Origin of the sequence: Mycobacterium colombiense (assembly GCF_001665835.1) — a bacterium.
Classification (GTDB): Bacteria; Actinomycetota; Actinomycetes; order Mycobacteriales; family Mycobacteriaceae; genus Mycobacterium; species Mycobacterium colombiense_A.
The window spans coordinates 1-23,818 of sequence record NZ_LZSX01000037.1 but is presented as its reverse complement, the minus strand read 5'-3'; the positions used below and the strand labels follow the sequence as shown (position 1 = coordinate 23,818).

25 protein-coding genes are annotated in these 23,818 nt (G+C 66.4%); 15 read left to right on the top strand and 10 right to left on the bottom strand.

The window, feature by feature from the left end; all coding sequences use genetic code 11:
- Positions 1-105 precede the first annotated feature (105 nt).
- The gene (locus tag A5760_RS09410; RefSeq protein ID WP_064879966.1) at positions 106-1,398 is read left to right on the top strand and encodes an alpha/beta hydrolase; all 1,293 of its coding nucleotides are present in this window, start codon (positions 106-108) and stop codon (positions 1,396-1,398) included.
- Positions 1,399-1,420: 22 nt separating this feature from the next.
- Here A5760_RS09410 and A5760_RS09405 read toward each other — a convergent pair whose 3' ends face one another.
- Positions 1,421-1,855, bottom strand: a complete 435-nt coding sequence (locus A5760_RS09405) for a protease inhibitor I42 family protein (RefSeq protein ID WP_064879964.1) — start codon at positions 1,853-1,855, stop codon at positions 1,421-1,423.
- Between the two features lie 101 nt (positions 1,856-1,956).
- On the opposite strand from A5760_RS09405, the gene A5760_RS09400 reads away from it, so the two are divergent.
- The 5 genes from A5760_RS09400 to A5760_RS09380 all read left to right on the top strand — a co-directional run bounded on the left by A5760_RS09400 (position 1,957) and on the right by A5760_RS09380 (position 8,223).
- Positions 1,957-3,561 carry a Na+/H+ antiporter gene (locus tag A5760_RS09400; RefSeq protein WP_064879962.1) on the top strand — a complete coding sequence of 535 codons (1,605 nt, stop codon included), beginning with the start codon at positions 1,957-1,959 and terminating at the stop codon, positions 3,559-3,561.
- Positions 3,562-3,594: 33 nt separating this feature from the next.
- A complete protein-coding gene (locus A5760_RS09395) occupies positions 3,595-4,785 on the top strand; it encodes an AAA family ATPase (protein WP_064879972.1) in 1,191 nt (396 codons plus the stop codon).
- Positions 4,786-4,867: 82 nt separating this feature from the next.
- Positions 4,868-5,500 (top strand): TetR/AcrR family transcriptional regulator, encoded by a 633-nt coding sequence (locus A5760_RS09390; protein ID WP_064879960.1) that lies wholly within the window; start codon positions 4,868-4,870, stop codon positions 5,498-5,500.
- Positions 5,493-7,016, top strand: a complete 1,524-nt coding sequence (locus A5760_RS09385) for an FAD-dependent monooxygenase (protein WP_064879958.1) — start codon at positions 5,493-5,495, stop codon at positions 7,014-7,016. Before A5760_RS09390 ends, A5760_RS09385 begins: the two co-directional genes overlap by 8 nt.
- A gap of 88 nt (positions 7,017-7,104) precedes the next feature.
- A complete protein-coding gene (locus tag A5760_RS09380; protein WP_064879956.1) occupies positions 7,105-8,223 on the top strand; it encodes a glycosyltransferase in 1,119 nt (372 codons plus the stop codon).
- Between the two features lie 8 nt (positions 8,224-8,231).
- Here A5760_RS09380 and A5760_RS09375 read toward each other — a convergent pair whose 3' ends face one another.
- Both A5760_RS09375 and A5760_RS09370 read right to left on the bottom strand, forming a co-directional pair.
- Positions 8,232-8,930 (bottom strand): TetR/AcrR family transcriptional regulator, encoded by a 699-nt coding sequence (locus tag A5760_RS09375; RefSeq protein ID WP_064879954.1) that lies wholly within the window; start codon positions 8,928-8,930, stop codon positions 8,232-8,234.
- A complete protein-coding gene (locus A5760_RS09370) occupies positions 8,914-9,390 on the bottom strand; it encodes a hypothetical protein (RefSeq protein ID WP_064879953.1) in 477 nt (158 codons plus the stop codon). The genes A5760_RS09375 and A5760_RS09370 overlap by 17 nt, the downstream gene beginning before the upstream one ends.
- 183 nt (positions 9,391-9,573) lie before the next feature.
- On the opposite strand from A5760_RS09370, the gene A5760_RS09365 reads away from it, so the two are divergent.
- The 5 genes from A5760_RS09365 (at position 9,574) to A5760_RS09345 (ending at position 13,816) form a co-directional block, all read left to right on the top strand.
- Positions 9,574-10,428 carry a sulfurtransferase gene (locus A5760_RS09365; RefSeq protein WP_064879951.1) on the top strand — a complete coding sequence of 285 codons (855 nt, stop codon included), beginning with the start codon at positions 9,574-9,576 and terminating at the stop codon, positions 10,426-10,428.
- Positions 10,429-10,647: 219 nt separating this feature from the next.
- Positions 10,648-11,376 (top strand): sulfite exporter TauE/SafE family protein, encoded by a 729-nt coding sequence (locus A5760_RS09360; protein WP_064879949.1) that lies wholly within the window; start codon positions 10,648-10,650, stop codon positions 11,374-11,376.
- A 54-nt stretch (positions 11,377-11,430) separates the two neighbouring features.
- Positions 11,431-12,213: an SDR family NAD(P)-dependent oxidoreductase gene (locus A5760_RS09355; protein ID WP_064879947.1), complete on the top strand. Its 783-nt coding sequence runs from the start codon at positions 11,431-11,433 to the stop codon at positions 12,211-12,213.
- Complete coding sequence (locus A5760_RS09350; RefSeq protein WP_064879945.1) at positions 12,210-13,088, top strand: LLM class F420-dependent oxidoreductase; 879 nt, start codon at positions 12,210-12,212, stop codon at positions 13,086-13,088. Before A5760_RS09355 ends, A5760_RS09350 begins: the two co-directional genes overlap by 4 nt.
- Entirely contained in the window at positions 13,088-13,816 is a 729-nt protein-coding gene (locus A5760_RS09345; RefSeq protein ID WP_064879968.1) for a hypothetical protein, read from the top strand. Before A5760_RS09350 ends, A5760_RS09345 begins: the two co-directional genes overlap by 1 nt.
- Positions 13,817-13,829: 13 nt before the next feature.
- Here A5760_RS09345 and A5760_RS09340 read toward each other — a convergent pair whose 3' ends face one another.
- The 3 genes from A5760_RS09340 to A5760_RS09330 are packed head-to-tail and all read right to left on the bottom strand — an operon-like array spanning position 13,830 to position 16,110.
- Positions 13,830-14,243: an ArsI/CadI family heavy metal resistance metalloenzyme gene (locus A5760_RS09340; protein WP_064879943.1), complete on the bottom strand. Its 414-nt coding sequence runs from the start codon at positions 14,241-14,243 to the stop codon at positions 13,830-13,832.
- Positions 14,244-14,245: 2 nt separating this feature from the next.
- Positions 14,246-15,754: an ACR3 family arsenite efflux transporter gene (arsB, locus tag A5760_RS09335; protein WP_155764274.1), complete on the bottom strand. Its 1,509-nt coding sequence runs from the start codon at positions 15,752-15,754 to the stop codon at positions 14,246-14,248.
- On the bottom strand, positions 15,751-16,110 hold the full coding sequence (locus tag A5760_RS09330; RefSeq protein WP_064879941.1) for an ArsR/SmtB family transcription factor: 360 nt from the start codon (positions 16,108-16,110) through the stop codon (positions 15,751-15,753). The genes arsB and A5760_RS09330 overlap by 4 nt, the downstream gene beginning before the upstream one ends.
- A gap of 127 nt (positions 16,111-16,237) precedes the next feature.
- On the opposite strand from A5760_RS09330, the gene A5760_RS09325 reads away from it, so the two are divergent.
- Complete coding sequence (locus tag A5760_RS09325; protein ID WP_064879939.1) at positions 16,238-16,765, top strand: lipoprotein LpqH; 528 nt, start codon at positions 16,238-16,240, stop codon at positions 16,763-16,765.
- A gap of 42 nt (positions 16,766-16,807) precedes the next feature.
- Complete coding sequence (locus tag A5760_RS09320) at positions 16,808-17,797, top strand: alpha/beta fold hydrolase (protein ID WP_064879937.1); 990 nt, start codon at positions 16,808-16,810, stop codon at positions 17,795-17,797.
- Positions 17,798-17,917: 120 nt separating this feature from the next.
- Here the strand turns inward: A5760_RS09320 and A5760_RS09315 are convergent, their stop codons facing one another.
- Both A5760_RS09315 and A5760_RS09310 read right to left on the bottom strand, forming a co-directional pair.
- Positions 17,918-19,120: a cytochrome P450 gene (locus A5760_RS09315; RefSeq protein WP_064879935.1), complete on the bottom strand. Its 1,203-nt coding sequence runs from the start codon at positions 19,118-19,120 to the stop codon at positions 17,918-17,920.
- Positions 19,121-19,135: 15 nt separating this feature from the next.
- Positions 19,136-19,786, bottom strand: coding sequence for a TetR/AcrR family transcriptional regulator (locus A5760_RS09310; protein ID WP_064879933.1), 651 nt, complete (start codon positions 19,784-19,786; stop codon positions 19,136-19,138).
- Between the two features lie 228 nt (positions 19,787-20,014).
- Here A5760_RS09310 and A5760_RS09305 point away from each other — a divergent pair, with 228 nt between their 5' ends.
- Positions 20,015-20,800 carry a spirocyclase AveC family protein gene (locus A5760_RS09305; protein ID WP_064879931.1) on the top strand — a complete coding sequence of 262 codons (786 nt, stop codon included), beginning with the start codon at positions 20,015-20,017 and terminating at the stop codon, positions 20,798-20,800.
- A 12-nt stretch (positions 20,801-20,812) separates the two neighbouring features.
- Complete coding sequence (locus tag A5760_RS09300; RefSeq protein WP_064879929.1) at positions 20,813-21,925, top strand: ABC transporter substrate-binding protein; 1,113 nt, start codon at positions 20,813-20,815, stop codon at positions 21,923-21,925.
- Between the two features lie 3 nt (positions 21,926-21,928).
- Here A5760_RS09300 and A5760_RS09295 read toward each other — a convergent pair whose 3' ends face one another.
- Positions 21,929-22,903, bottom strand: a complete 975-nt coding sequence (locus tag A5760_RS09295) for an LLM class flavin-dependent oxidoreductase (RefSeq protein ID WP_064879927.1) — start codon at positions 22,901-22,903, stop codon at positions 21,929-21,931.
- A 45-nt stretch (positions 22,904-22,948) separates the two neighbouring features.
- A partial coding sequence (locus tag A5760_RS09290) for a hypothetical protein (RefSeq protein ID WP_064879925.1) occupies positions 22,949-23,818 on the bottom strand: 870 nt, incomplete at its 5' end.

Below are 23,818 nucleotides of genomic sequence, written 5' to 3'. Positions count from 1 at the left end.
AGATGTGTATAAGAGACAGCTCCAGACCAATGTGGCCGTCCCAAATCCGCTAGCGCATGCGCTAGCGGATCCGAGAGTCAACTACCCGTTTCGTAAGGTGAGGCAATGCGGACAGCTCGAATCATCCACGTCATCCGGCAAATAGGGTCGTTGGCGGTCACCGCCGTGACCGCGGCGTCCACCCTCAACGCCTACCGGCCGCTCGCGCGCGGCGGATTCCCCTCGCTGTACTCGTGGATGTTCGGGCTCGCCGTCACCGAATTACCGCTGCAAACGCTGCTGACCCAGCTCGGTGGACTGGCGCTGACCGGCCGTCGGCTGCCCCGGCCCGTGCGAATAATCGCGTGGGTGGTCGCCGTCCCCTCGGCGCTGGGCCTGCTCAACCTCAGCCGCGCGGGCCATCGGGCCAACGTCCCCCTGGCCGAGGCATTGGACAAGGGACTGGGGGCCAACCGGCTCACCGAGTCGACAAACCTGTGGCGCCGCCCGGCCGGTAGCGGCACCGCCAAGACCCCAGGGCTGCTGCGGATGCTGCGCATCTACCGCGACTATGCCCACGACTCCGACATCAGCTACGGCGAATACGGCAGCGCCAACCACCTGGACATCTGGCGACGCCCCGACCTCGACCCGGCCGGCAAGGCGCCCGTGCTCTTCCAAATCCCCGGCGGCGCCTGGACGACGGGAAACAAACGCGGACAAGCGCATCCGTTGATGAGCCACCTCACCGAGCTCGGCTGGATCTGCGTGGCGATCAACTATCGGCACAGCCCGCGCAACACCTGGCCCGACCACATCGTCGACGTCAAGCGCGCGCTGGCCTGGGTCAAAGAGCACATCGCCGAATACGGCGGCGACCCCGACTTCGTCGTCATCACCGGCGGATCGGCCGGCGGCCACCTGACGGCGCTGGCCGCGCTGACGCAGAATGACCCGCAATTTCAGCCGGGATTCGAAGACGCCGACACCAGCGTCCAGGCGGCGGTGCCGTTCTACGGCATCTACGACTTCACCCGGTTCGACAAATCCCTGCACCCGATGATGCCGGGGCTGCTGATCAAGTCGATCATCAAACAAAAGCCCTCGACGCACCTGCAGACCTTCGAGGCCGCGTCACCGGTCAACCATGTCCGCGCCGACGCTCCCCCGTTCTTCGTCCTGCACGGCACCAACGACTCGCTGGCCTACGTCGAGCAAGCCCGCACGTTCGTCGAGCAACTCCGGAAGGTCAGCGCCCAGCCGGTGGTGTACGCCGAATTACCGCTCACCCAACACGCTTTCGACATCTTCGGCTCAGTCCGCGCCGCGCACACCGCGGTGGCCGTCGAACAATTCCTCGCGGAGGTCTACGCGGCGCACCTGCGGGCCGATGTCGTTGCGGCCCACGGGGTCTCGTAAACGCCAGGACCGGCACACGGCCTTATTGCACCGTGACGGTGAGCGTGTAGGCGCACGCCGGCTTGGCGTCCTTGCCCACGAAGCTGGTGTACGCCGTGCTGATCGTGGTGGTCCCCGGCTTCAGCGCCGTGAAGGTCCACTCTTCGACGCCCGGTGCGCCCAGCGCGTCAGAGGTCGGCTGGATGAACTGGTGGGTGAGCTGCTTGACGACCGACGAATCGCCGATCTTGGTGTCGGGCGTCCACCGGTAGGGGGTGGTGTAGTTCGAGCCCAACTCCACCACCAGGGTGTTGCCGACGGCGAGGGTGATGTTCTGACTGATCTCGCTCTGGGTCAGCACATCCGTCATGGGTACCTGGAGCGTTTTGGTCGATGGGGGATTCCTGGACGCGAAGTGGCAGCCCACCACCGTCGACAACATCAGCACGGCGACTGTTACCAGCAGCCTGACTTTCACCAGATCCCCCTTCCGATTCCGCTCCGGAGCCTAATAGGTCTCGATCCAGACCGAAGATAGGCGACGACGCCGCCGCCGGTCGCGTCCGGCAGGATGGGCTGGTGTTTGGCCTCGTACTGATCGTTGCGCTGGTGTCCACCGTCATCGTGGGGACGGTCATCGGCCGGCGCTATCGCGTCGGTCCCCCGGTGTTGCTCATCGTGCTGGGCGGCCTACTGGGCCTGGTTCCCCAACTCGGTCAAATACATGTCAACGGCGAGGTCGTGTTGCTGCTGTTCCTCCCCGCGATCCTGTACTGGGAGGGCCTCAACACCAGCTTCCGCGAGATCCGGGCCAACGCGCGCATCATTGTGTTTCTCAGCATCGTCCTGGTGATCGCCACCGCGGTGGCGGTGTCGTGGACGGCGCGGGCGCTGGGCATGAACCCGCACGCGGCCGGCGTGCTGGGTGCGGTGCTGTCGCCCACCGACGCGGCCGCGGTCGCCGGTCTGGCCAAGAAGCTGCCCCGCCGGTCGCTGACCGTGCTCAAGGCCGAGAGTCTGATCAACGACGGCACCGCCCTGGTCCTCTTCGCCGTCAGCGTCCACGTCGCGATCGGCGGGGCCGCGATCAGCCCGCCCGAGGTCACCGCCCGGTTCATCGGCTCCTACCTCGGCGGAATCGCGGCCGGGCTGCTGGTCGGCGGCGCGGTGACGCTGCTGCGCAAGCGAATCGACGCCCCCCAGGAGGAAGGGGCGTTGAGCCTGGTGACGCCGTTCGCGGCCTTCCTGCTGGCCCAATCGATGGAGTGCAGCGGCGTGGTCGCGGTGATGGTGTCGGCCCTGGTGCTGGCCTACGCCGGGCCCGTCGTGATCCGGGCCCGTTCCCGGCTGCAGTCCTCGGCCTTCTGGGACATCGCGACCTTCTTGCTCAACGGCTCGCTCTGGGTGTTCGTCGGCGTGCAGATCCCGGGCGCACTGCGCGGCATCGCGGGCGTCGACGGCGGCATCCGCCACGCGCTGTTCGTCGCGCTGGTGGTCACCGGGGTGGTGATCGTCTCGCGCATCTTCTGGGGCGAGATCACCACGCTGCTGATCCGGTTCATCGACCGCCGCCAGGTGCAGCGCGAACGTCGCGTCAACTGGCGCCAACGCTTCGTCACGGTGTGGGCCGGATTCCGTGGCGCCGTCTCGCTCGCCGCGGCGGTGGCCGTGCCCGTGACGACGCTGAACGGCGATCCGTTCCCGGACCGCAGCCTGCTGATCTTCATCGTGGTTGTCGTCATCCTGGTGACCGTCCTGGTCCAGGGCAGCACGCTGCCCGTCGTGGTCCGGTGGGCGAAGATGCCCGAAGACGTCACCCACGCCGAGGAACTGCAACTGGCTCGTTGCCGCGGATCCCAGGCCGCCCTGGCCGCCCTGCCCGCGGTCGCCGACGAAGTCGGCATCAGCGACGATCTGAGGCGCCGGCTGCAAAAGGAATACGAGGAGAAGGCCGCGCTGGTCCTGGCCACCGAGAACGGTTCGGCCGACACCCGCATCCTCAAGGGCCGCGAAAAGGTCCGGCGGGTGCGGCTGGGCGTGCTCGAACACAAGCGCCGGGAGATCACCGCGCTGCGCAACCAGAACCTGATCGATGACATCGTGTTGCGCGAATTGCAGAACGAGATGGATCTCGAGGAAGTGCAGCTTCTCGCCGCCGCGATCGACGACGGCGACGAGGAGTAGGGTCCGTCGGTGGCCGACCGTACAGTCGGCTCCATGCTGCACACCGTCGCGATCCGCGGGTATCGCTCGCTGCGCGAGGTGATTCTGCCCCTGGGTCGCCTGTCGGTGATCACCGGCGCCAACGGCGCCGGCAAGTCCTCGCTGTATCGCGCGCTGCGCCTGCTGGCCGACTGCGGCCGCGGCGAGGTGATCGGGTCGCTGGCCCGCGAGGGCGGGCTGCAATCGGTGCTCTGGGCCGGTCCCGAGCAGCTGGCCGGCGCTCGACGCACCGGGAAGACCGAGGGCACCGTGCGCACCCGCCCGGTGTCGCTCGAATTAGGCTTCGCCGCAGACGATTTCGGCTACCTGGTGGATCTGGGCATCCCCCAGTCGGCCGGGAAGTCGGTGTTCGCCCGGGACCCGGAGATCAAACGGGAAGTGTTGTTCGCCGGCCCCGTGCTGCGGCCCAGCTCGACGCTGGTGCGGCGGTCGCGTGTGTTCGCCGAGGCCAGCGCGGACTCCGGTAGCGGTTTCGACGAGTTGTCCCGATCCCTGCCGTCGTATCACAGCGTGCTGGCCGAATACGCCCACCCGCATGCACTTCCCGAGCTCGCGGCCGTGCGAGAACGGTTGCGCGGCTGGCGGTTCTACGACGGCTTCCGGGTCGACGCGGGCGCGCCCGCGCGGCACCCGCAGGTGGGCACCCGCACGCCGGTGCTTGCCGACGACGGCAGCGACCTGGCGGCCGCGATCCAGACGATCCTCGAGTCGGGGTTCGACGACCTGAACCGGGCCGTCGCCGAGGCGTTCGACGGCGCCACCGTCTCGGTCGCCATCCACGACGGCCTGTTCGACCTCCAGCTGCGGCAGCGCGGCATGCTGCGCGCATTGCGCGCCGCCGAGTTATCCGATGGCACACTGCGTTTCCTGCTCTGGGCCGCCGCACTGCTGAGCCCGCAACCGCCGTCGCTGATGGTGCTCAACGAACCGGAAACCTCGCTGCACCCCGACCTGGTGGCCCCGCTGGCATCGCTGATCCGCACCACCGCCGCTCAGACACAGGTCGTGGTGGTCACCCACTCCCGCTCGCTGCTGGAATTCCTGGACGCAACGCCCGTGGCGGAAATGCAGGACGCCGCCGACGGCCAGTCCATCGAGATCGAGCTGTACAAGGACTGGGGCGAAACACGCATCAGCGGCCAGACTTTGGTGACGACGCCCCGATGGGATTGGGGCACGCGCTAGCCGCGGTTCGCCGCTTCACTCAACGAAACTTGCCCGACAGGCAATATTGCCTACTGGGCAAGTTTGGCGTACGTTGGTCGCTATGACCGGACTCCGCGAGCGCAAGAAGGCCGACACGCGGCGCGCGCTCAGCGATGCCGCGTTGCGGCTGGCTTTCGAGCGCGGCCTGGAAAACGTGACGCGCGAAGACGTCGCGAACATGGCGGGCGTCTCGCTGCGCACGTTCAACAACTACTTCAGCGGCAAATACGAGGCGCTCGCCTACCGGCAGGCCGAACGCGTGCGGCGCAGCGTCGCCGTGCTGCGCCAGCGCCCCGCCGACGAACCGTTGTGGACCGCGCTCACCCATGCGGTGCTCGAGCCCTTGGAGGCCGACTTCGGCGACGTATACGGCGAGGAGAACCGAGCGCCCAGCCGCCAAGAGCTCGTCGAGGTCCGCAAACTCGTCATGCACCCGCAGGTACGAAACTCGGTGCCACACGACCTGTTCGACGAATTGCTCCATGTGATCGCCGAACGTACGGGCACCGATCCCGACCGCGACCTCTATCCACGATTGGTGATGTCCGTCGTGCGCGCTGTCGGCGATGCCGCGGCCGACGCCTACGTGCGGGCCGACCCGCCGGTGGCCATCACCGCACTGATCCGCCAGGGCTTCGCCGCCGTCAGCGCGGGGTTACCCGAGCCTCGCAGAAAGAAGGCACACCATGACTGACGAACATGCCGACGTCGTCATCGCCGGCGCCGGGCCCAACGGGCTGCTGCTGGCCTGCGAGCTCGCACTGGCCGGCGTCAGGCCCGTCGTGCTGGACGCCCTGCCCGGTCCCAGCTCCGAGCCGAAGGCCAATGGCCTTGTCGGACAAGTTGTTCGAATGCTCGACATGCGCGGCCTCTATCGATTGTTCACCGGCGACGAGAAGCCACCACAACCCAGCCCGGGATGGATATTCGCGGCCATGACGCTGAATTTCCTCGGCGTACCCGACAATCCGATGTACGCGATGCCCATACAACAGCCCCGGCTGGTGCGGCTGCTGGAAAAGCGAGCGCGAGATCTCGGGGTGGACCTGCGCTGGGGACACGAACTCATCGGCCTGCGACAGGAGCCGGAATCCGTTGCGCTTTCGGTGTCTTCGCCGGAGCGGGCGTATCACATCGCCGCCGGGCACCTGGTGGGCGCCGACGGGGGCCGCAGCCTGGTCCGCAAAACCGTCGGCATCGACTTTCCCGGCACCACCTCGGACACGGTGGCCCGGCTCGCCCACGTTCACATTCCCGACGAACTCCGCCGCGCCGACGGTGGCGTCGACATCCCCGGATTCGGCCGGCTCGCGTTCGGCCACACCAGGGTGGACAATGGTGGAGCGATTTTCGCCGAGTTCGAACCGGGTCGACCGCTGTTCGGAATCTTCGAGTTTGGTCCGCCGGTCGAGGACAACCCGATGAGTGTGGCCGAGCTGCGCGAGAGCGCACGGCGCGTGCTCGGCGTCGATGTGCCACTCGAAGAGCCGAAAGGGGCTGGGCCGCACGCCCTTCGCCGCATCAACGGACAGAACACCCGCCACGCGGAGCGTTACCGCGACGGGCGGGTGCTGCTGCTGGGCGATGCCGCCCACGTCCACAGCGCCATGGGCGGGCCTGGCCTGAACCTGGGCCTGCAGGACGCGATGAACCTTGGCTGGAAGCTCGCCGCCCTCCTCAACGGGTGGTCGCCCGCCGGGTTACTCGATACCTATCAGTCCGAACGACACCCCGTCGGCGACCGCGTCATGATGCACTCGCTGTCCCAGACCGCACTCATGACGCCGGGGCCGGAAGTTGGCGCGTTGCGAACACTATTGGGCGAGCTCTTCGCCATTCCCGAGGTCGCCGAGCACATGGCCAAACTCCTTGCCGGCAACGACGTGCGGTACGACGTTGGCGACGACCACCCGCTATCGGGATGGCCGATTCCCGAGCTGACTCTCGACGACGGCCGGCGCGTCGCCGAGCTGCTCCACGACGCCCGGCCGGTCCTGCTCGATCTTGATGGCACCGTCACGGTCGCTGCCCGCGGATGGGCCGATCGTGTCGACACGGTGACCGCCAAAATCGCTGACCGTCCCGCCGCAGCGCTGCTGATCCGGCCCGACGGCTATGTGGCCTGGGCGGCGGACACGTTCGGGCCGGCCGACGAAGCCGCCCTGGACGCGGCGCTGCAACGCTGGTTCGGGCCACCGACCGGCGAATAGCGGCGCCGGACGCGAAGTTCACACAGAGTTCAGGCACGCGTCGGTTCAGCATTGATGAGTGCACACGCGCACCGCGTGTCCTCACGTTATGCGCGTTGTACAGGTCGCCAATTTCTATGGCCCTCGCTCCGGCGGCCTTCGCACCGCGATCGACCGGCTGGGTGCGGAATATTGCGCCGGTGGGCACGAAGTCTTTTTGATCGTCCCCGGCCGCAGTGCGGAGCACACTCAGCTGCCCACAGGGGTGGTGCGAATCACCTTGCCCGCTAAGCTGATTCCTTTCACCGGTGGTTACCGCGCGGTGATGCCGGGACCTGTCAAAACGCTACTGGAAGCGCTGCAGCCCGACGCGTTGGAGGTCTCTGATCGGCTCACGCTGAGGTCACTGGGGCCTTGGGGCCGCGAATACGGCGCGCGGACCGTGATGATATCTCATGAGCGCCTGGATCGCCTTGTGGGACAGATACTTCCGCGCCGTCCCGCGCAGAAGTTCGCCGACTTCGCCAACAAGCGCACGGCGGCCAACTACGACACCGTGGTGTGTACGACCGGTTTCGCCCGCGAGGAGTTCGACCGGATCGGTGCGGCCAACACCGTCACCGTTCCACTCGGTGTGGACCTGCAGACGTTTCATCCGCGCCGGCACTCCCATCTGGTGCGCGAGCGGTGGGCCGCGCCGCAGCAAATGCTGCTGGTTCACTGCGGCCGCCTGTCGGTGGAAAAGCGCGTCGACCGCAGCATCGACGCACTGGGCGCGCTGTGCCATGCCGGCGTCGACGCTCGGTTGGTGGTGGTGGGCGAGGGACCGATGCGGGCGAAGCTGGAGAGACAGGCCTCCCGCCTTCCGATCGACTTCACCGGCTTCATCAATGACCGGCATACCGTCGCGGGGTTGCTGGCCACGGCGGACGTGACGCTGGCACCGGGACCGCACGAGACATTTGGTCTGGCCGCGCTGGAATCGCTGGCGTGCGGAACACCGGCCGTGGTGTCGCGCACCTCGGCGCTGACCGAGATCGTCACCCCGGACAGCGGCGCGTTGGCCGACAACGACCCATTCGCCATGGCTTGGGCGGTCGGCACGATCGTCGACCGGCCCGAGCAACACCGCCGCAGCTCTGCACGACGCCGGGCAGAGAACTTCACCTGGGAACGGGCGGCGGCAGGCATGCTCGCGTCTCTGGGAACTGCTCAGGAAAGCGCATAGCCGAATTCCTATCCACCCGACGCCCCGACCATCGCTTCGACCTGTGCACGCGTCAGCGTGGTGACGCTTCCGTCCGGTAGGCCCAGTGTGCGGTCGACGGCAATCCCGTGCAGTCTGAAACGCGTTGCCAGAGCATCGATCGCCCGCGCTCGCGCGGCATCGTCGCTCGCCTCGAGCACATCGAGAACGGTCGAGTTGGTGCGCGCGGCGAGTCCATAGATCATGTCGGCGACCCCTTGGGGGTCAAAGGTGTCGAAGATGCCGTCGGCGACTCCTTCGGAGATCAGGCGCGTCAACAGCGGCAAGGACAACGCCTCGTCCACGGCCAGTATTCGTGCGTACAGATGGGCGTTGTCGGGACGCAGCAATGCCACCATGGCGGCCAGCTGCTCGGGCACGCCCATCTTCATCTTGACGTCAAAACCGGCTTGCAGCCCCGCATTGAGGCGAGCCAGCGCATTCCCGCCGCACGCGGCGACTGCATCCTCGATGACGGTGAACGCCGCTCGCGCACTGCGCTCGGCCAGCGCGGCTATCAGCGCGTCCTTCGACGGAAACCAGTGGTAGAAAGCGCCTTTGGAGACACCGGCATCGGCGATCAAATCGTTCAGGCTGACGTTGTCATAGCCACGCCGCAGAAATAATTCGGTCGCTCTATCCAGCAGCTCCGCCCGGCGGATATCGGGGTGCTTAACTACCCGCGGCACCCGGGCGGTCCTGGGTTGTTCCCGGCACAGTCTCAGGCGTGCGGGGTTCCGGTTTCCAGCCCACGTAGGTCAGGTACAGCCCGGCCAAGGCCAGGCCGATGAACAACACCCATATCGCCGCGAATGCACCCGAGCTGTAGATGACGTCGCCGGCCGCGTCGTAGGCCATGGGAACCGTCAACAGCAACAGCCCGCGAATGAGGAAGAACCAGCCCACGGCGGACACGATGATCGGCGCGAGTCCGCGCCAGTACTGGTGAAAGGCGACGATGAACAGCCCACCCATCAAAAGGATGGCGCCATACAGCCACGGCCACATCGGATTTGCCTTGAACTCGGTGAACAGCGCCTGCACGTACGAGCCGCGTATCGCGATCGTCGTGGGCACGATGGTGAGATACGGGCCCATCACGCGGGCGAACATGCGCGTCCGGATCTGCGACTGCTGCGAAGTGCTCATTGCACCACCTCCATCTCGGCGATCAGCATAACCGACCAGTGGTCGGTATGCCAGACCATTGGTCGGACAGCCTTGAGCACTCCGAGGCCTGCCGGTCCAGGTGGATATGGCGGGACCTGCCCGCAGGCGACAGTTTGCCCACCGCGCTGACTAGGCTCGCTGAAGACCGACAAGGAGGATCCGGTGGGAGCACGCAATCAGGTACTGATCACCGCCACCGAGTTGGCGGACATCATCTCCGCCGGCGAGCCGGTGACCATCCTGGACGTGCGGTGGAGAATCGATGTTCCCGACGGGCGGCCGGCCTACCTGGACGGGCACATTCCGGGCGCCGTCTACGTCTCACTCGACGATGACCTGAGCGACCACACGGTCTCCGGCAAGGGCCGTCATCCGCTGCCGTCGGGACGCGATCTGGAGATCGCCGCGCGTGGCTGGGGAATCCGGCAGGGTGCGTTGGTGGTGGTGTACGACGACTGGAACCGCGCCGGTTCCGCACGAGCGTGGTGGGTGCTGACCGCGGCCGGACTGGACAACGTACGCATCCTGGACGGCGGGGTGGCGGCGTGGCGCTCGGCCGGGCAAGGTCTCGAAACCGGGCCCGTCGATCCAACGCCCGGGAATGTGACTGTGCCGCACCATGATCTGTATGCGGGAAGCCGCCGTACGCTGACGGCCGAGCGCGTCGCCGAAGACACCGTGACGCTGCTCGATGCGCGCGCACCGGAACGCTACCGCGGCGACGTCGAACCTCTCGATCCCGTCGCCGGCCACATTCCCGGCGCGAAGAATCTGCCCAGCACCTCGGTCCTCGCGGCCGACGGTACCTTCCTCGACGACGACTCACTGGCACAACTGTTGTCCGATCGCGCAATCGAGCGTCACGACGCGGTGGGCGCCTACTGCGGCTCAGGCGTCACCGCCACGGTCACGATCGCCGCGCTCGCCGCGATGGGCCGGGAGGCGGCGTTGTATCCGGGGTCGTGGTCGGAGTGGAGCTCGGACCCGGGCCATCCGGTGGATCGGGGCGAGGCGTAGCCGCGTTTCGCCGACCGGCGGCCGACCATAGGCCGGCTAACGAAACGGAACCGAGCGCGGATCTTTGTTAGCCTGTGGTCGATAGCGCCTAGGGTTCCGACTTCAAGTGCCTGGTCCGAGCGGCGCCACCGCATCCCCCGACGGGATGCGGTCATCTGAACGGACAAAAGCCTGGAGGACCCCGGCCGGTGCGCCTCGCGTCGGCCAGAAGGTCCTTTCATGCTGGCTCTTTTCGTCCTCTTTGTCATCGCGCTGGCCGCCGGCGCGCTCGGCGGACTGGTAGGCACCGGTTCGTCGCTGGTGCTGCTGCCCGCGCTGGTCATGATGTACGGCCCTCGAATTGCGGTGCCCGTCATGGGCATTGCGGCGGTCATGGCCAATGTCGCTCGCGTTGCCGCCTGGTGGCGCCAGATTCGCTGGCGTCCGGTGCTCGCCTACGCGCTGCCCGGAACTCCCGCCGTCGTACTCGGCGCCAACACCCTGCTGAGCATCCCGCAAGCGCTGGTCGACGGGCTGCTCGGCGTGTTTTTTCTCGCAATGATTCCGGTGCGCAGGCTTGCGCACGCCCGGCAGTGGCGGGTACGGCTCTGGCATCTCGCCACCGCGGGTGTCGTCGTCGGCTTCCTCACGGGCTTGGTGCTGTCGACGGGGCCACTGAGCGTTCCGATCTTCACCGGCTACGGGCTCACCGGTGGCACCTTCCTCGGGTCCGAGGCCGCCAGCGCCCTGGTGCTCTACGTCGGCAAGATCAGCACCTTTGGTCAGTTGGGTGCGCTCAACGCCGCCGTCGTGGCCCGTGGGCTGGTCATCGGCGCCGCCTTGATGATCGGCCCCTTCGTCACTCGCTCGATCGTGCGCCGGGCCCACCCGCGTCACTACGCGATTCTGATCGACCTGGTGCTCGTCGTCGCCGCAGCCGGCATGTTCATCGCGACGGGCACTTCCTGAATCACGTTGGCGCTAGAATCTGCCCGGCATGAATCCGCCTGGGAACACGACATTATGACCGGCCGGCTCGACGGCAAGGTCGCGATCATCACTGGGGCCAGTACCGGCCTGGGACCCGTGCTGGGCTCGCTGTTCGTCCGCGAAGGCGCCAAGGTCCTGCTGGCCGCACGGCGTGAAGAGCTGGTCCGCGCGGCCGCCGAGGCGGCCGGTCCCGGCGCCATCGCGATGCGCGCCGACGTGACCGACGAGAACGACGTCGCGGCCATGGTGAGGCGGGCCGTCGACGAGTTCGGCCATGTCGACATCCTGTGCAACAACGCCGCCGCGCCCGGACAGGACCGCTGGATCTGGGAACAGACGCTGGACAACTGGAACGCCACCATCGCCATCGACGTCACCGCCGCGATGCTGTGCACCCGCGAAGTCCTCAACCAGTCGATGCTGCAGCGGCGCCGCGGCGTCATCTTGAACTTCTCCTCCACCGTCGGCTACACCGGGATGGTCCGCAAAACCCACTACGTCACCGCGAAGGCGTCACTGCGGGCGTTCACCAAGGCCGTCGCACTCGAGGTCGGTCCGCAGGGCATCCGGTGCAATTGCATTGTGCCCGGGGCCATCGACACCGAGCTGTGGCGCAAGTGGGTGCAACGCACAGCGGACGAGCAAGGCGTCGACGTCGAAACGGTTCGCAAGAGACAACTCAAAGGCGTTGCCTTGCAAGACATCTCCTCGACCGAGGATATCGCCAACCTGGCGCTGTTCCTCGCCAGCGACGAAAGCCGCACCATCACGGGCCAATCGATTCCCGTCGATGCCGGAGGGTACATGCAGGGATGAGCGGACACTCCAAACTGTCGGTGGCCACCCCGGTGGTGACGATGTTTCCCGGAAGCAGCGCCGACTGGGAGAAGACCGCCACCATCGAGGATCTGGCTCAGATCGCCGAGGCCGCAGACCGGCTCGGCTACCATCACCTGACCTGCAGCGAGCACATCGCGCTGCCCGCGGCCGAGCGGGGTCGCCGCGGCACCCGCTATTGGGATCCGCTGGCCACGTTCGGCTACCTGGCCGCCCGCACACAACGAATTCGGTTGGCCACCAACGTGCTGGTGCTCGCCTATCACCATCCGCTCGAAATCGCCAAGCGCTACGGCACCTTGGACCAGATCAGCGGCGGCAGGCTGATCCTCGGGGTCGGCGTCGGTAGCCTCAAGGAAGAATTCGATCTCATCGGCGCACCCTTCGACGACCGTGGCCCCCGCGGGGACGACGCGTTACGGGCGCTGCGCGCGTCGCTGTCGGTCGACGAACCGGCCTACCACGGCGAGTTCTATTCGTTCGACGGCCTGGTCGTCGAACCTTGCGCGGTCCAGGAGCACGTGCCCATCTGGATCGGCGGACGGACGCTGCGATCGCTGCGCCGAGCGGCAACACTGGCCGACGGCTGGGCCCCGTTCAATGTGAGCCTGCAGCAGGCGCGGGATTGGCTGGGCCGCTTCGACCTTCGGCCCGGATTCGATGTCGTCCTGCCCGCTCCCGCATTTCTGGACCCCATCGGCCAGCCGCAGCGAACCCGCGACCTGCTGGGCGAGACTACCGCTCACGGCGCGACCATCGTCAGCGCCGCCTTTCGCCACACGTCGTTGCAGCATTACCTGGAGAATCTGCAGGCGCTGGCCGAGCTCCATTCCCCCGCCGGCGGTCCCGCGTGATCCGCGTCAGGGCAGGCATTTTCAGCCTCACTGCCGCGCCGCCTGATGACGACGACGGTAGTTACCTGCGCTGGCACCTGCTCGATCACATGCCGGAGCAATATCAGCTGCCGGGCATCGTGCACGGGTTGCGCTGGATCGCCGACGGCGATTACCCCGACCACCGCCTGGCCGCCAATGGCCCCCTGGGGGAAATTGGCAACGCGGTGCACTACCTGGTCGGCGATCCCGTCGAGAAGACCTTCGACGACTTCGTCACCCTGGGCCGCACATTGCGCGACAACGGTCGCTTCCCGGTCGTGCGGCCGACGCTGCAAGTGGCCGGTCTGCGCCTCCTGCAGTGGCAATCCTCGCCGCACGCCCTGATTTCGCCCGAGGTGGTGCCGTTTCGGCCACACCGCGGCATCGTGCTGATCGTCGAAGAACCCGCCGACGGCCGGCCCGACGATTGGCTGCAATGGTTGCATGCGGAGCACTACCCGGCCCTGCTCGCGACGCCGGGCACGGCCGGCGCGTGGACCTTCGGGTCCAGCGCCGGGTGGAGCCACCTCCCGCGTGGCTGGCGAACCGATCACCAATACATCACCGTCGTCTACCTCGACGAGGATCCGCTGACGACCACCGGCGCGCTGGCCCCCATCCTCGAACAGCGTTGGCGTTCAAGCGCGGTGCGGCCGGTGTTCGCCGGCCCGCTGCGCAGCATGATCGGTTGGGAAGCCTGGCCGTAAGCGCCAGCGCCGCCTAGGAAGTGCAGCAGGTGCGCTCCGATTCGTCGACGGGTCCGAACGTCTCGGAATCGGCCTTCACCGTGTAGATCTCCCAACGTTCACCGCCCGGACCGGTCACCCACACTTTGTCCTGGGTTGCGAAGCAACACGTGGTGTCGGTCTCGTCGTCGGTCAGCAACCCCACCCCGGCGAGCCTTTGGCTTTCGTGGTGCACGGTGTCGCTGGAGGCGACCTCGACGCCGAGGTGATTGAGGGTGCCGCCATGCCCGGAGTTCTCCAGCAACACCAATTTCAGTGGCGGCTCGTCGACGGCGAAGTTGGCGTAGCCGGGCTTGATCTTGGCCGGCTCGACGCCGAAAAGCTTGGCGTAGAACGCGATTGCCTCGTCGAGGTTGTCGACGTTGAGGGCGAGTTGAACACGCGACATGGTTACCTTCCTTTCCCGGCGGGTATCTCGATCGTCATCGTGGTGCCGAGGAGTTCCTCGATGAGTGCACGGACGAGCTCGGCGATGTCCTCGCGAATGGCCCGCACCGCCTCTACGGGCTGGCCGGCGGGATCGCGCAGGCGCCAATCTCGATACGAGACGTCCGGGAAATGTGGGCAGGTATCGCCGCAGCCCATCGTGATCACGACGGCACTGCTCTGCACCGCGTCGGCGGTGAGAACTTTCGGAACGTCGGTGATGTCAATCCCCCATTCGGCCATCACCGCGATTGCGGCCGGATTGATCTGATCGGCGGGCTCCGTTCCGGCGGAGCGGACTTCGATGCGGTCGCCGGCCAGGTGACTCAGCAGCGCGGCGGCCATCTGCGAACGACCGGCGTTGTGCACGCAGACGAAGAGAACACTGGGCCTCTCGGCGCCGGCCGAGCCGGCGTCACCAAAGAGCCGCGGTCGCAGGGCCAGCGAAACGTAGACCAGCGCGACCAGGATCGGCACTTCGATCAGCGGTCCGACCACACCGGCCAGCGCCTGACCGGACGCGGCGCCGTAGGTAGCGATCGCCACCGCGATCGCTAGTTCAAAGTTGTTGCCTGCGGCGGTGAATGCCAGGGTGGTGGTGCGGGCGTATCCGAGTCGCATCAGGATTCCCAGCCGGTATCCCCCGGCCCACATGATCGCGAAATACACCAGCAGCGGCAGCGCGATTCGCGCGACGTCCCAAGGCCGCGAGGTGATCTGGTGACCTTGCAGCGCGAAGAGGATGACGATGGTGAACAGCAACCCGTACAGCGCCCACGGTCCGATCCGGGGCAGGAAACGACTCTCGTACCAGCCGCGGCCCCTGGCGCGCTCACCGAGACGCCGCGACAGGTATCCGGCCAGCAGCGGGATGCCCAGGAAGATGAGTACGGATTTCGCGATCTGCCAGGCGGATACGTCGATGCCGGTGGTGCTGAGCCCCAGCCACCCGGGCAGCACCGACAGGTAGAACCAGCCCAGGGCGGCGAACATGACGACTTGGAAGATCGAATTCAGCGCAACCAGAACCGCGGCGGCTTCGCGGTCTCCGCACGCAAGGTCGTTCCAGATGATGACCATGGCGATGCAGCGCGCCAAACCCACGATGATCAGCCCGGTGCGGTATTCCGGCAGATCCGGCAGCATCAGCCAGGCCAGGGCGAACATCACCGCGGGTCCGATCAGCCAGTTCAGCACGATCGACGCCACCATGAGCCTGCGGTCACCGGTGACGCTGTCGAGCTGGTCGTAGCGCACCTTGGCCAATACCGGGTACATCATCACCAGCAGGCCGATGGCAATGGGCAACGAGATGCCGTCGACCTCAACGGCGCTGACCGCCCGCCCCAGGCCCGGGATCAACCGGCCGAGCAGCAGCCCCGCGATCATGGCGATCGCGATCCATCCCGGCAGGAACCGATCCAACGTCGAAAGCCGGGCACCCACCGCCGTGTCCATCCGCGTCTGGCTCATGATCCACATTCCGCGGTCACGCGGGCGTCGACGCTCAACACCGACGAAAGCTGTTGCAATGCAGCGGGAACCACCCAGTAGTAGACCCACGTGCCGCGCCGTTCGCAGTCCAACAGGCCGGCCGACCGCAGCGCCTTGAGGTGATGGGAGATCGTCGGCTGCGACACGTCGAATGTCTGGGAGATCTCGCAGACGCAGGCCTGGCCACCAGGATGGCTGGCGACCAGGCTCAACAGTCGCAGCCGCACCGGATCGCTGAGCGCCTTGAACATCGCCGCCAGCTCAGCTGCTTGCGGCTCGGCCAACGCGGCCGCACCCAGCGCCGGGCAACACTCCGTCCCCGATTGCTTCGACATCCATCTATATAAACATGTATCGAATCAACGCGCCAGCGGTGGAGTTTTTCCCGCGCTCCCGTTTAAGTCAGGCAGGGGAAGCGAACGGGACCTATAGTCCTCGTGACGACCTAGCCTGAGGGGTGCCATGACCAATCCCGGCAATCGCCGCAGCCAGCGGTGGGTCGTTCGCGCGGCCGCCACGCTCGGCCTGGTGGCGTTGGCGGCCGGCCTGCCGGCCTGTTCCAGCAAGGGAGATCACCCGGCCACCGCCCCGAGTTCGGGCCCGCCCTTGGCAAGCACGACCGTCATGATCGATGGGAACAAGCACACGATGATCGCCGCGGTGGACTGCACCCGCTCGGCGGCGCAGCCGAGCGCCTCTCCCCCGGAATCGGGTGACCTCACCACCCGGATCAGCGTGCACGACGATTCCGCGTCGGTGTCGCTGGCCGTCTCCGATGAGCAGCCACCCAGCATCGACGGCTTCGCCATTTCGCTCAAGCTGGACAACGGCCTGTACCAATTGCCTTATCAGGGAACCAGATCGCCGACTCAGGTCCAAGCGACCAAGGACGGCAAGAGCTATACGGTCACCGGGACCGGCCAGGCCACCACGCCCGGCCAAAGCGGCTTGCGGGATGTGACTTTCGGAGTCCACGTGGCGTGCCCGTAAGCGCGTATTGTCTGCCGCGACCACCTCTGCGATGCTGACAGCTTGGACATCTTTGCGCAGTGGCAAGACGGCGGCACCGAGCTTCGTTGGCGCTCGACAACCGCCGCCAACGACGGCCAAGAGGTCGCGGTGTTCAGTCGCCGATGCGGCACTCCCGGAGCGCCGGCTTTGGTGCTGGTGCACGGCTTTCCCACCAGCAGCATCGACTATTTCGGGTTGGCGAATGAACTGAGCGTGGAGTTCGACATTTACCTGCTGGACTTTCCCGGCTACGGACTCTCCGACAAACCACCCGAGCCCTACGTGTACTCGCTCTACGACGACGCGCGCCTGCTCGTCCACGCGATCACCCAGGTGTGGGGGCTCACCCAATACCGCATGCTCACCCACGATCGCGGCAGCAGCGTCGGCATGATCGCGGTGGGCATGCTGGCCGCGCAAGACCCGCCGGCCGCGCCCGTCGACCTGATATTGACCAACGCCAACATCTACCTTCCGCTCTCCAACCTCACCGCCTTTCAGACCGCACTGCTCGACCCCGCGACCGCGCGGCCCACCGCCGCGGCCACGACGCCGGAGATGCTCGCGGCCGGCATGGGCGCGAGCACGTTCATGCCGCGACGAACACTGGAAGATCCGGAGATCGCCGCGTTGGCCAAATGCTTCGCCCACAACGACGGCGTCCGCGTGCTGCCCGACACCATCCAATACCTGCATGAGCGGGCGGCCGACGAAACCGGTTGGCTGGAAGCGCTTTCCACCAGCCACGTCAACACCACGGTGGTGTGGGGCGTCCACGACAACGTGGCACCCTTGCGAGTTCCCAACCACGTCTGGCAGACGTACCTGAAGCACAAGCCGGGCCGCAACCGCTACTGGGTGGTGCCCGGCGCCGACCATTATCTGCAGTGCGACGCCCCCGGGCAACTGGCCCAGATCGTGCGCCTCACCGCCCAGGGCGACGATATTGCGTTGCAGACGTTGGGGAATCAGCCCGACGGTGCGGTCCTGGTGGACCAGAGCGATACCTAGCCAGGCGACGGTCTTTGGCCGAGTGTGCGGCTGGCCGCCGAACGTGACACTAGCGTCACGTTCGGCGTCGAGCGTGACGCTAACTTCACGCTCGACGAAACGCACCCTCGAGCCATCGAGCTATGGCGTGACGACGGGCAGGCGCGCCCAGCCACGCACGCTCGCGGTGTGCGCCCGTTGCGCGTTCGCATAGTCGACTTCCCAGTCGGGCCAACGCTTCAACACTTCTTCGAAGGCCACCCGCGCTTCGAGGCGGGCCAGCGCGGAGCCCAGGCAGAAATGCAGGCCCTGCCCGAAGCTGAGATGGCTTCCGCGGCGGTGGATGTCGTAGCGATCCGCATCCGGGAAGTGACTTTCGTCCCGGTTGGCCGAGGCGTTGAGCAGCAGCATGAACGATCCCTCCGGCACCTTGCGGCCATAGTGCTCGGCATCGCGCGCGACGTAGCGGGCCTGCACCGGTGACGGCGGCTCGTACCGCAAGGTCTCCTCGATCGCGCCGGGGATCAGCGACGGGTCCGCGACGAGTTCGCGGCGTTGATCCGGGTGATCCGACAACAGTTGGCCCATGAAACCGATTAAGCGAGCGGTCGTTTCGTTACCCGCACCGGCGATCATCGCGGTGTAGGCCAGCACCTCGGTCCGCGTCAACGGACGCCGCGTGCCGTCCGGCTCATCGATCTCGGCCCGCAACAGCTCGGTCATGAGGTCGTCGGAGGGATGACTGGCCCGCCATTCGATGTACTCGGCGAACAGGGCGATGGAATTCGCGAAGACATTCGCATCGACCGCGGCGGGGTCGCTGTCCCTGGACAATTCGATGTTGGCGACGCTGCGGTCCCGGATCTTTTCTTGATCCGCCTCGGGAATGCCCAACAGGTAGCCGATGGTCCGCATCGGCATCATCGCGCCCAGATCCGCGATGAAATCAAAGCCGCTCCCGCCGACCAGCGGGTCGAGCTCGCGGACACAGAACCCGCGCACCAGGTCCTCGACCGCCAACATCCGCCGGGGTGTGAAGACGCGGGACAGCAGTTTGCGGTGCAGGTCGTGCAGCGGCGGATCTTCGAACAGCAGAATGCCCGGTGGCACTTCGATATTCGCGAACAGGATGTCCGCGGTGGTGCCCTTGCCGGAGCGATACGTCTCCCAGTTCGGCAGCTCGCGCACCACGTCGTCGTAACGGCTCAGCGCGTAGAAGTTGTACTTCTCGTTGTAGTACAGCGGCGCTTCTTCGCGCATCCGCTTCCACACTGGGTATGGATTCGAGTCGATCTCGACATCGAATGGGTCGTAATACAACTCGACGGCGCTGGGGCTTGTCATTGTCGGATCCCTATCTCAGTCGTTGCGGTGCAAGAAGCCATGCAGGAGTGCTTGGACGAGTTCCTCAACGATCACCTCCCGCGGCGGTGGATTGTTCCCGAAGTAGGTCGACCGCAGCGCGGCCATGCCGGCGATCATCGACACGGTCGAGTGGGCAGGCAGGTCAGGGTGATCGGACCGCAACCCGCGCAATTGCATGCCTTCAACGCTGATTTGGCCCAGCACCGTGACCGCCCGGCGGATCTCGGCGATGCCGGCGTCGGCTTTCTCCTCGTCGCTGAGACTCTCGGCGGCCATCAGGGTCAACAGCAGACCCTGGTGTTCGACGAACACGTCGTAGAGCTTCGAGACGAACAGCCGAGTCAGCTCGTGCTCGTCGGTCTCCTCGGGAACCACCGACTGCCAGGTCTGGCCGAATTCGTCGACGAAGCTGACGAACGGCACGACGAGCGCCTCGCGGAACAGCGCGGCCTTCGAACCGAAGTTGCGGAACAGCAGATGCTCGGTGACCCCGGCGGCCTGGGCGATTTCACGTGTCGTGGTGCTGCGATAGTCCTGACCGGCGAAGAGCTCCCGGGCAGCGTCGAGCAGAAGCCGGCGCGGCTCGCCGCGGGGCCGGCGCGCCACCGTGGTCGGCGTCGGCTGCTTAATTGCTCGCTGGGGCACCAATGTCCACTCCTCCGCACGGCCTTACGGTCGGCCGCCTTGGGGATAGTATCCACTATCTAGATAGGATAGTATCCACTACCTTCAAGGCGAAAACCATCGGAAGGGTGACACCATGGGCGCTGTCATCATGCTCGGCACGCTGTTCGGCCTGATCGTCCTGATATTCGGGCTGGTGCTCCGCTTCGATCCCGAGGCGCGGCGCGCGCCGAGCGACGAGGGCCGCCAGTGAACGACCAAATGACGCCCGTGATGGCCGGGGCACAATATTTCTCTTACGCCGCGAGCATCGCATTCCTGATCGCGGGCATCTATCTGAGCTACCGGCGGCGCCGCATCCACCCGCTGTTGCTGCTCGGCATCTCGGCGATCTCGTTCTCCTGGATCGAGTCACCCTACGACTGGGCGATGTACGCACAGTTTCCGCCCGCGCTGCCCCGCATGCCGTCCTGGTGGCCGTTGAACGTGACGTGGGGCGGGCTGCCGCTGGCGGTGCCGATCGGCTACGTCTCGTACTTCATCATTCCCGCTGTGACGGGTGCCGCCCTCGGACGCTGGCTGAGCGCAAAGTTCAACTGGCGCAGGCCGATTACGCTGCTCGTGGTCGGCCTCGTCGTCGGTATCTGCTGGGCATTGTTTTTCAACGCCTTCACCGGGGCGCAGCTCGGCAACTTCTATTACGGCTACGTGATTCCCGGCCTCGCGATCTTCGAGGGCACCAAGCACCAGTATCCGCTGTACGATTCGCTCGCGATGGGCATCCAGATGATGCTGTTCACGTATCTGCTCGGGCGCACCGATGCCGAAGGGCGAAACGTCATCGATATGTGGGCGGACAAGAGGTCGAAGAGCCGGGGTCAGTCTGCGGTGCTCTCCATCGTGGCCGTCATTGTCGTCGGACACCTGGTGTACGGCGCGGTCTTTGCGCCGCACCTCATCACGAAGCTGGGCGGTTACGTCACCGCGGGGCCGACGGAGCAGCTGTACCTCGGCGTCCCCAACCAACCCAAATAAGGCAGCGATCACATGGGTTACGAGAGCACCGCCCAGCCGATCAAGATCGGCTATCTGATGGACTTTTTACTGCCGGAGGGCTTTCCGCAAACGTACTTCGAGGACCTGACGCAACCCTTCGATCTGGTCTTCAAGAAGGGCGTCGAGCAAGGGCTGATCGATCGGCCGATCGAGATCATCTACCGCGAAGTCGAGGGCCTGCCCAAGGGGTCGGTCAAGGCGGTCATCGACGCCTACGGCCAGCTGTGCGACGAGGGTTGCCTGGCCATCTTCGGCCCGAACATCGGCGACAACGTGATCCCGACCCGCGAAGCGATCGACGAGCGCTTCAAGGTTCCCTGCATCAGCGTGACGGGATCGGACGCGGCGCTGAGCGAATGGGTTTTCGCGTATCCGATGGGCTCGCACACCGACGAGCCGATCTTCTGGTCCGACTTGCTGGCCAAGGGCGGACACACCCAGGTGGGTGTGCTGATCGAGCAATCCCTCGTCGGCGAGGCCTATCTGAAGAACTTCCGGGATGCGTGCCGGCGCAAGGGTATTCGGATCGTGGCCGAGGCGTCGATCGCCCAGACCGCCGGGGACGTCAGCGACGCCGTGAAGGCACTGCACGACGCCAAAGCACAGGCGATCGTGCACTGCGGCTTCGGCTTCGGGATCGTGTTCGTCAACCCTGCGCTCGAGGCGCTGGGTTGGGATCCACCCCGGTTCTGCGGCACCGCCTTCCAGAACGCCTGGCTCAACCCCATCATGTGGAATGCCTTCATGGGCTGGACCGGCGTCGACCAGTACGACGAGGGCAACACGGTCGGGCAGGAATTCCTCGACGAGTACAACGAGGCCTACGGCCGGCGACCGGAATGGTGTGTGCCGGTGGTGAATCGAGACGTCGCGCACACGCTGCTGCGGGCGCTCGCCGACGCCCACCCGTTGAGCCCGCGCGGGGTGAAGGAGGCGCTCGAACGCGTCAAGATGATGCCGGCCGCATCCGGCGCCCCGGGAACACGGGTGTCGTTCGGTAACTGGTCTCGTCGCGCCTGGATGGGGGCGGGTTATCTGGTGGCGCGGCGGCTCGATGCCGACGGCGTCAACTCACACCTCGTCGATCGGTTCGGCGAGGAGTAGCGGTCAGCCGAGGGCCTCGGGCAGCACCACCTCGCCGACGCGCTTGAGGTACGGCCAAGCGATGTCGGGCGGCAGCCCGCCGCACAGCGGCGACAGGTTGAGCACCTGGCCGGCCTTCACCCGCGAAATCGCTTCCGGCACCGAGATAATCACGTGCGACGTCCCCGTCTCACGCAGCTCGTCGATGGTGTTGACGTGGCTGAATCCCGCCGTCGTCTCGTCCCCCGGATTCCACGCGGCGTAGGTGCGCACGTCGTGCAGCAGGTGCTCGCCGATCTCTTTCCACGCCTGATCGACGTCTTCGGCGACGAACACGACCGAGGGCGTGTTGCGGTCGGGGAACATCGTCGGCCCGGGCGTATGCCCGTGTTCGCGGCAGGCTTCCTCGTAGGCCTCCTGCATGCCCGGCGCGTTGGCGTTGCCCAGCATGCCCAGGCCGTACCGGCCTGCCCGGCGGGCCGCGGCGACCGTTCCCCCGCCCCACATCAGTCCCGGTCCGCCGGGGGTCAACGGGCGGGGTGTCACACTGATCCGCCGTCCGTCCTCGACGACGGTTTCGCCGGCAAGCAGTCGCCGCAACAGCGCAAGTTTCTCGTCGCAGAGGCGACCGCGCTTCTTGATCGGCAGGCCGAAGTGCTCGAACTCCTCGGGCCGGTAACCCAGGGCCAGGATGTAGGAGGCCCGCCCGTTGCTGATGATGTCGAGCACGGCCATGTCCTCGGCGAGACGTACGGTCTCGTAGAACGGCAGGATCAGGATCAGGCTCAGCGCCAGCCGCTGCGTCCGCGCGGCCACCGACGAGGCCAGCAGGAACGGCGACGGCAGGTAGCCGTCCTCGGAGCCGTGGTGTTCGCACAGGACGGCGGCCAGACCACCGTGTTCCTCGGCCCATGCGGACATTTCGGGCGCCGCGGCGTACAGATCGGCTGGGGGCGCGGCCCAGTCGGGATCGCGCATGTCGAAGCGCAGTGTGTACACGGCAAACTCCTAGCTGCCCTAATCTTTGCGACGTACGTTACACGTTCAGTCGAAGACGTAAAGCGGCAGCGTGGTCGGGAGGTCCAGCGAGCTCAGCAGGCCCGGGGGCGCGTCGACGACATACGGAATGGCGTTGACGACGCGCATGGCCGTGGACGCCATCGCGGCTCGCCCCGCCCCGTGGCCCGCCGTCTCGCCCAGCGTCATCTCGCAGTGGATGTCGGGATCGCCCTCGATGTCGACCCGATACGTGGCGTCGCAGTCCGAGGTCGGCCAATCGGGTGCGACGTCGCGGGCCATCCGGATGACGTGCTCGATCACGATGGCCTCGCCGCCCTTGACCACTCCCGCCGCCCGGGTCCGCACGGCGCCGCAGGTGCCGGCCTTGACGGTGCCGAAGGCCACCTCGATGTCCCGGTCCGTGAGCTCACGGTCGAGCGCACCCCGTATCTCCTCGACCTCGACACCGAGCCCCTCCGCCATGAGATGAATCGGTGCCTTCCAAGCCATTTCGATGAACCCGGGCGTCTTGAGCATCGGCTCGAACTCCAGCGGCCGGCCAAAGCCCATCCCGTCCATCATCACGTCGGCCACCGGATAGTGATCATTGAGCGCAACCTCACTGGCCGTGATCCGGCGGATGCTCTTGGACTGGGTGGTCATGAGCAGTGCGAGCTGGTCGGAAGCGAAGCCGGGGAAGATGCCCGACACGTAGAACGACGCCTGGCCGGCTTTGGCCGCCGCGTCAAGTTCGTCGCGCCAGTTGGGCGCGAAGTAGGACGGCGGGTACACCAGACTCGTCGACGACGTCGACACCACGTTGATGCCCGCCGCCAGCAGACGCACGTAGTCCGGCACGGCCGCGCCATCGCGGTCGGGGCCGCTGGCCGCGTAGACCACGCAGTCGGGCTTGAG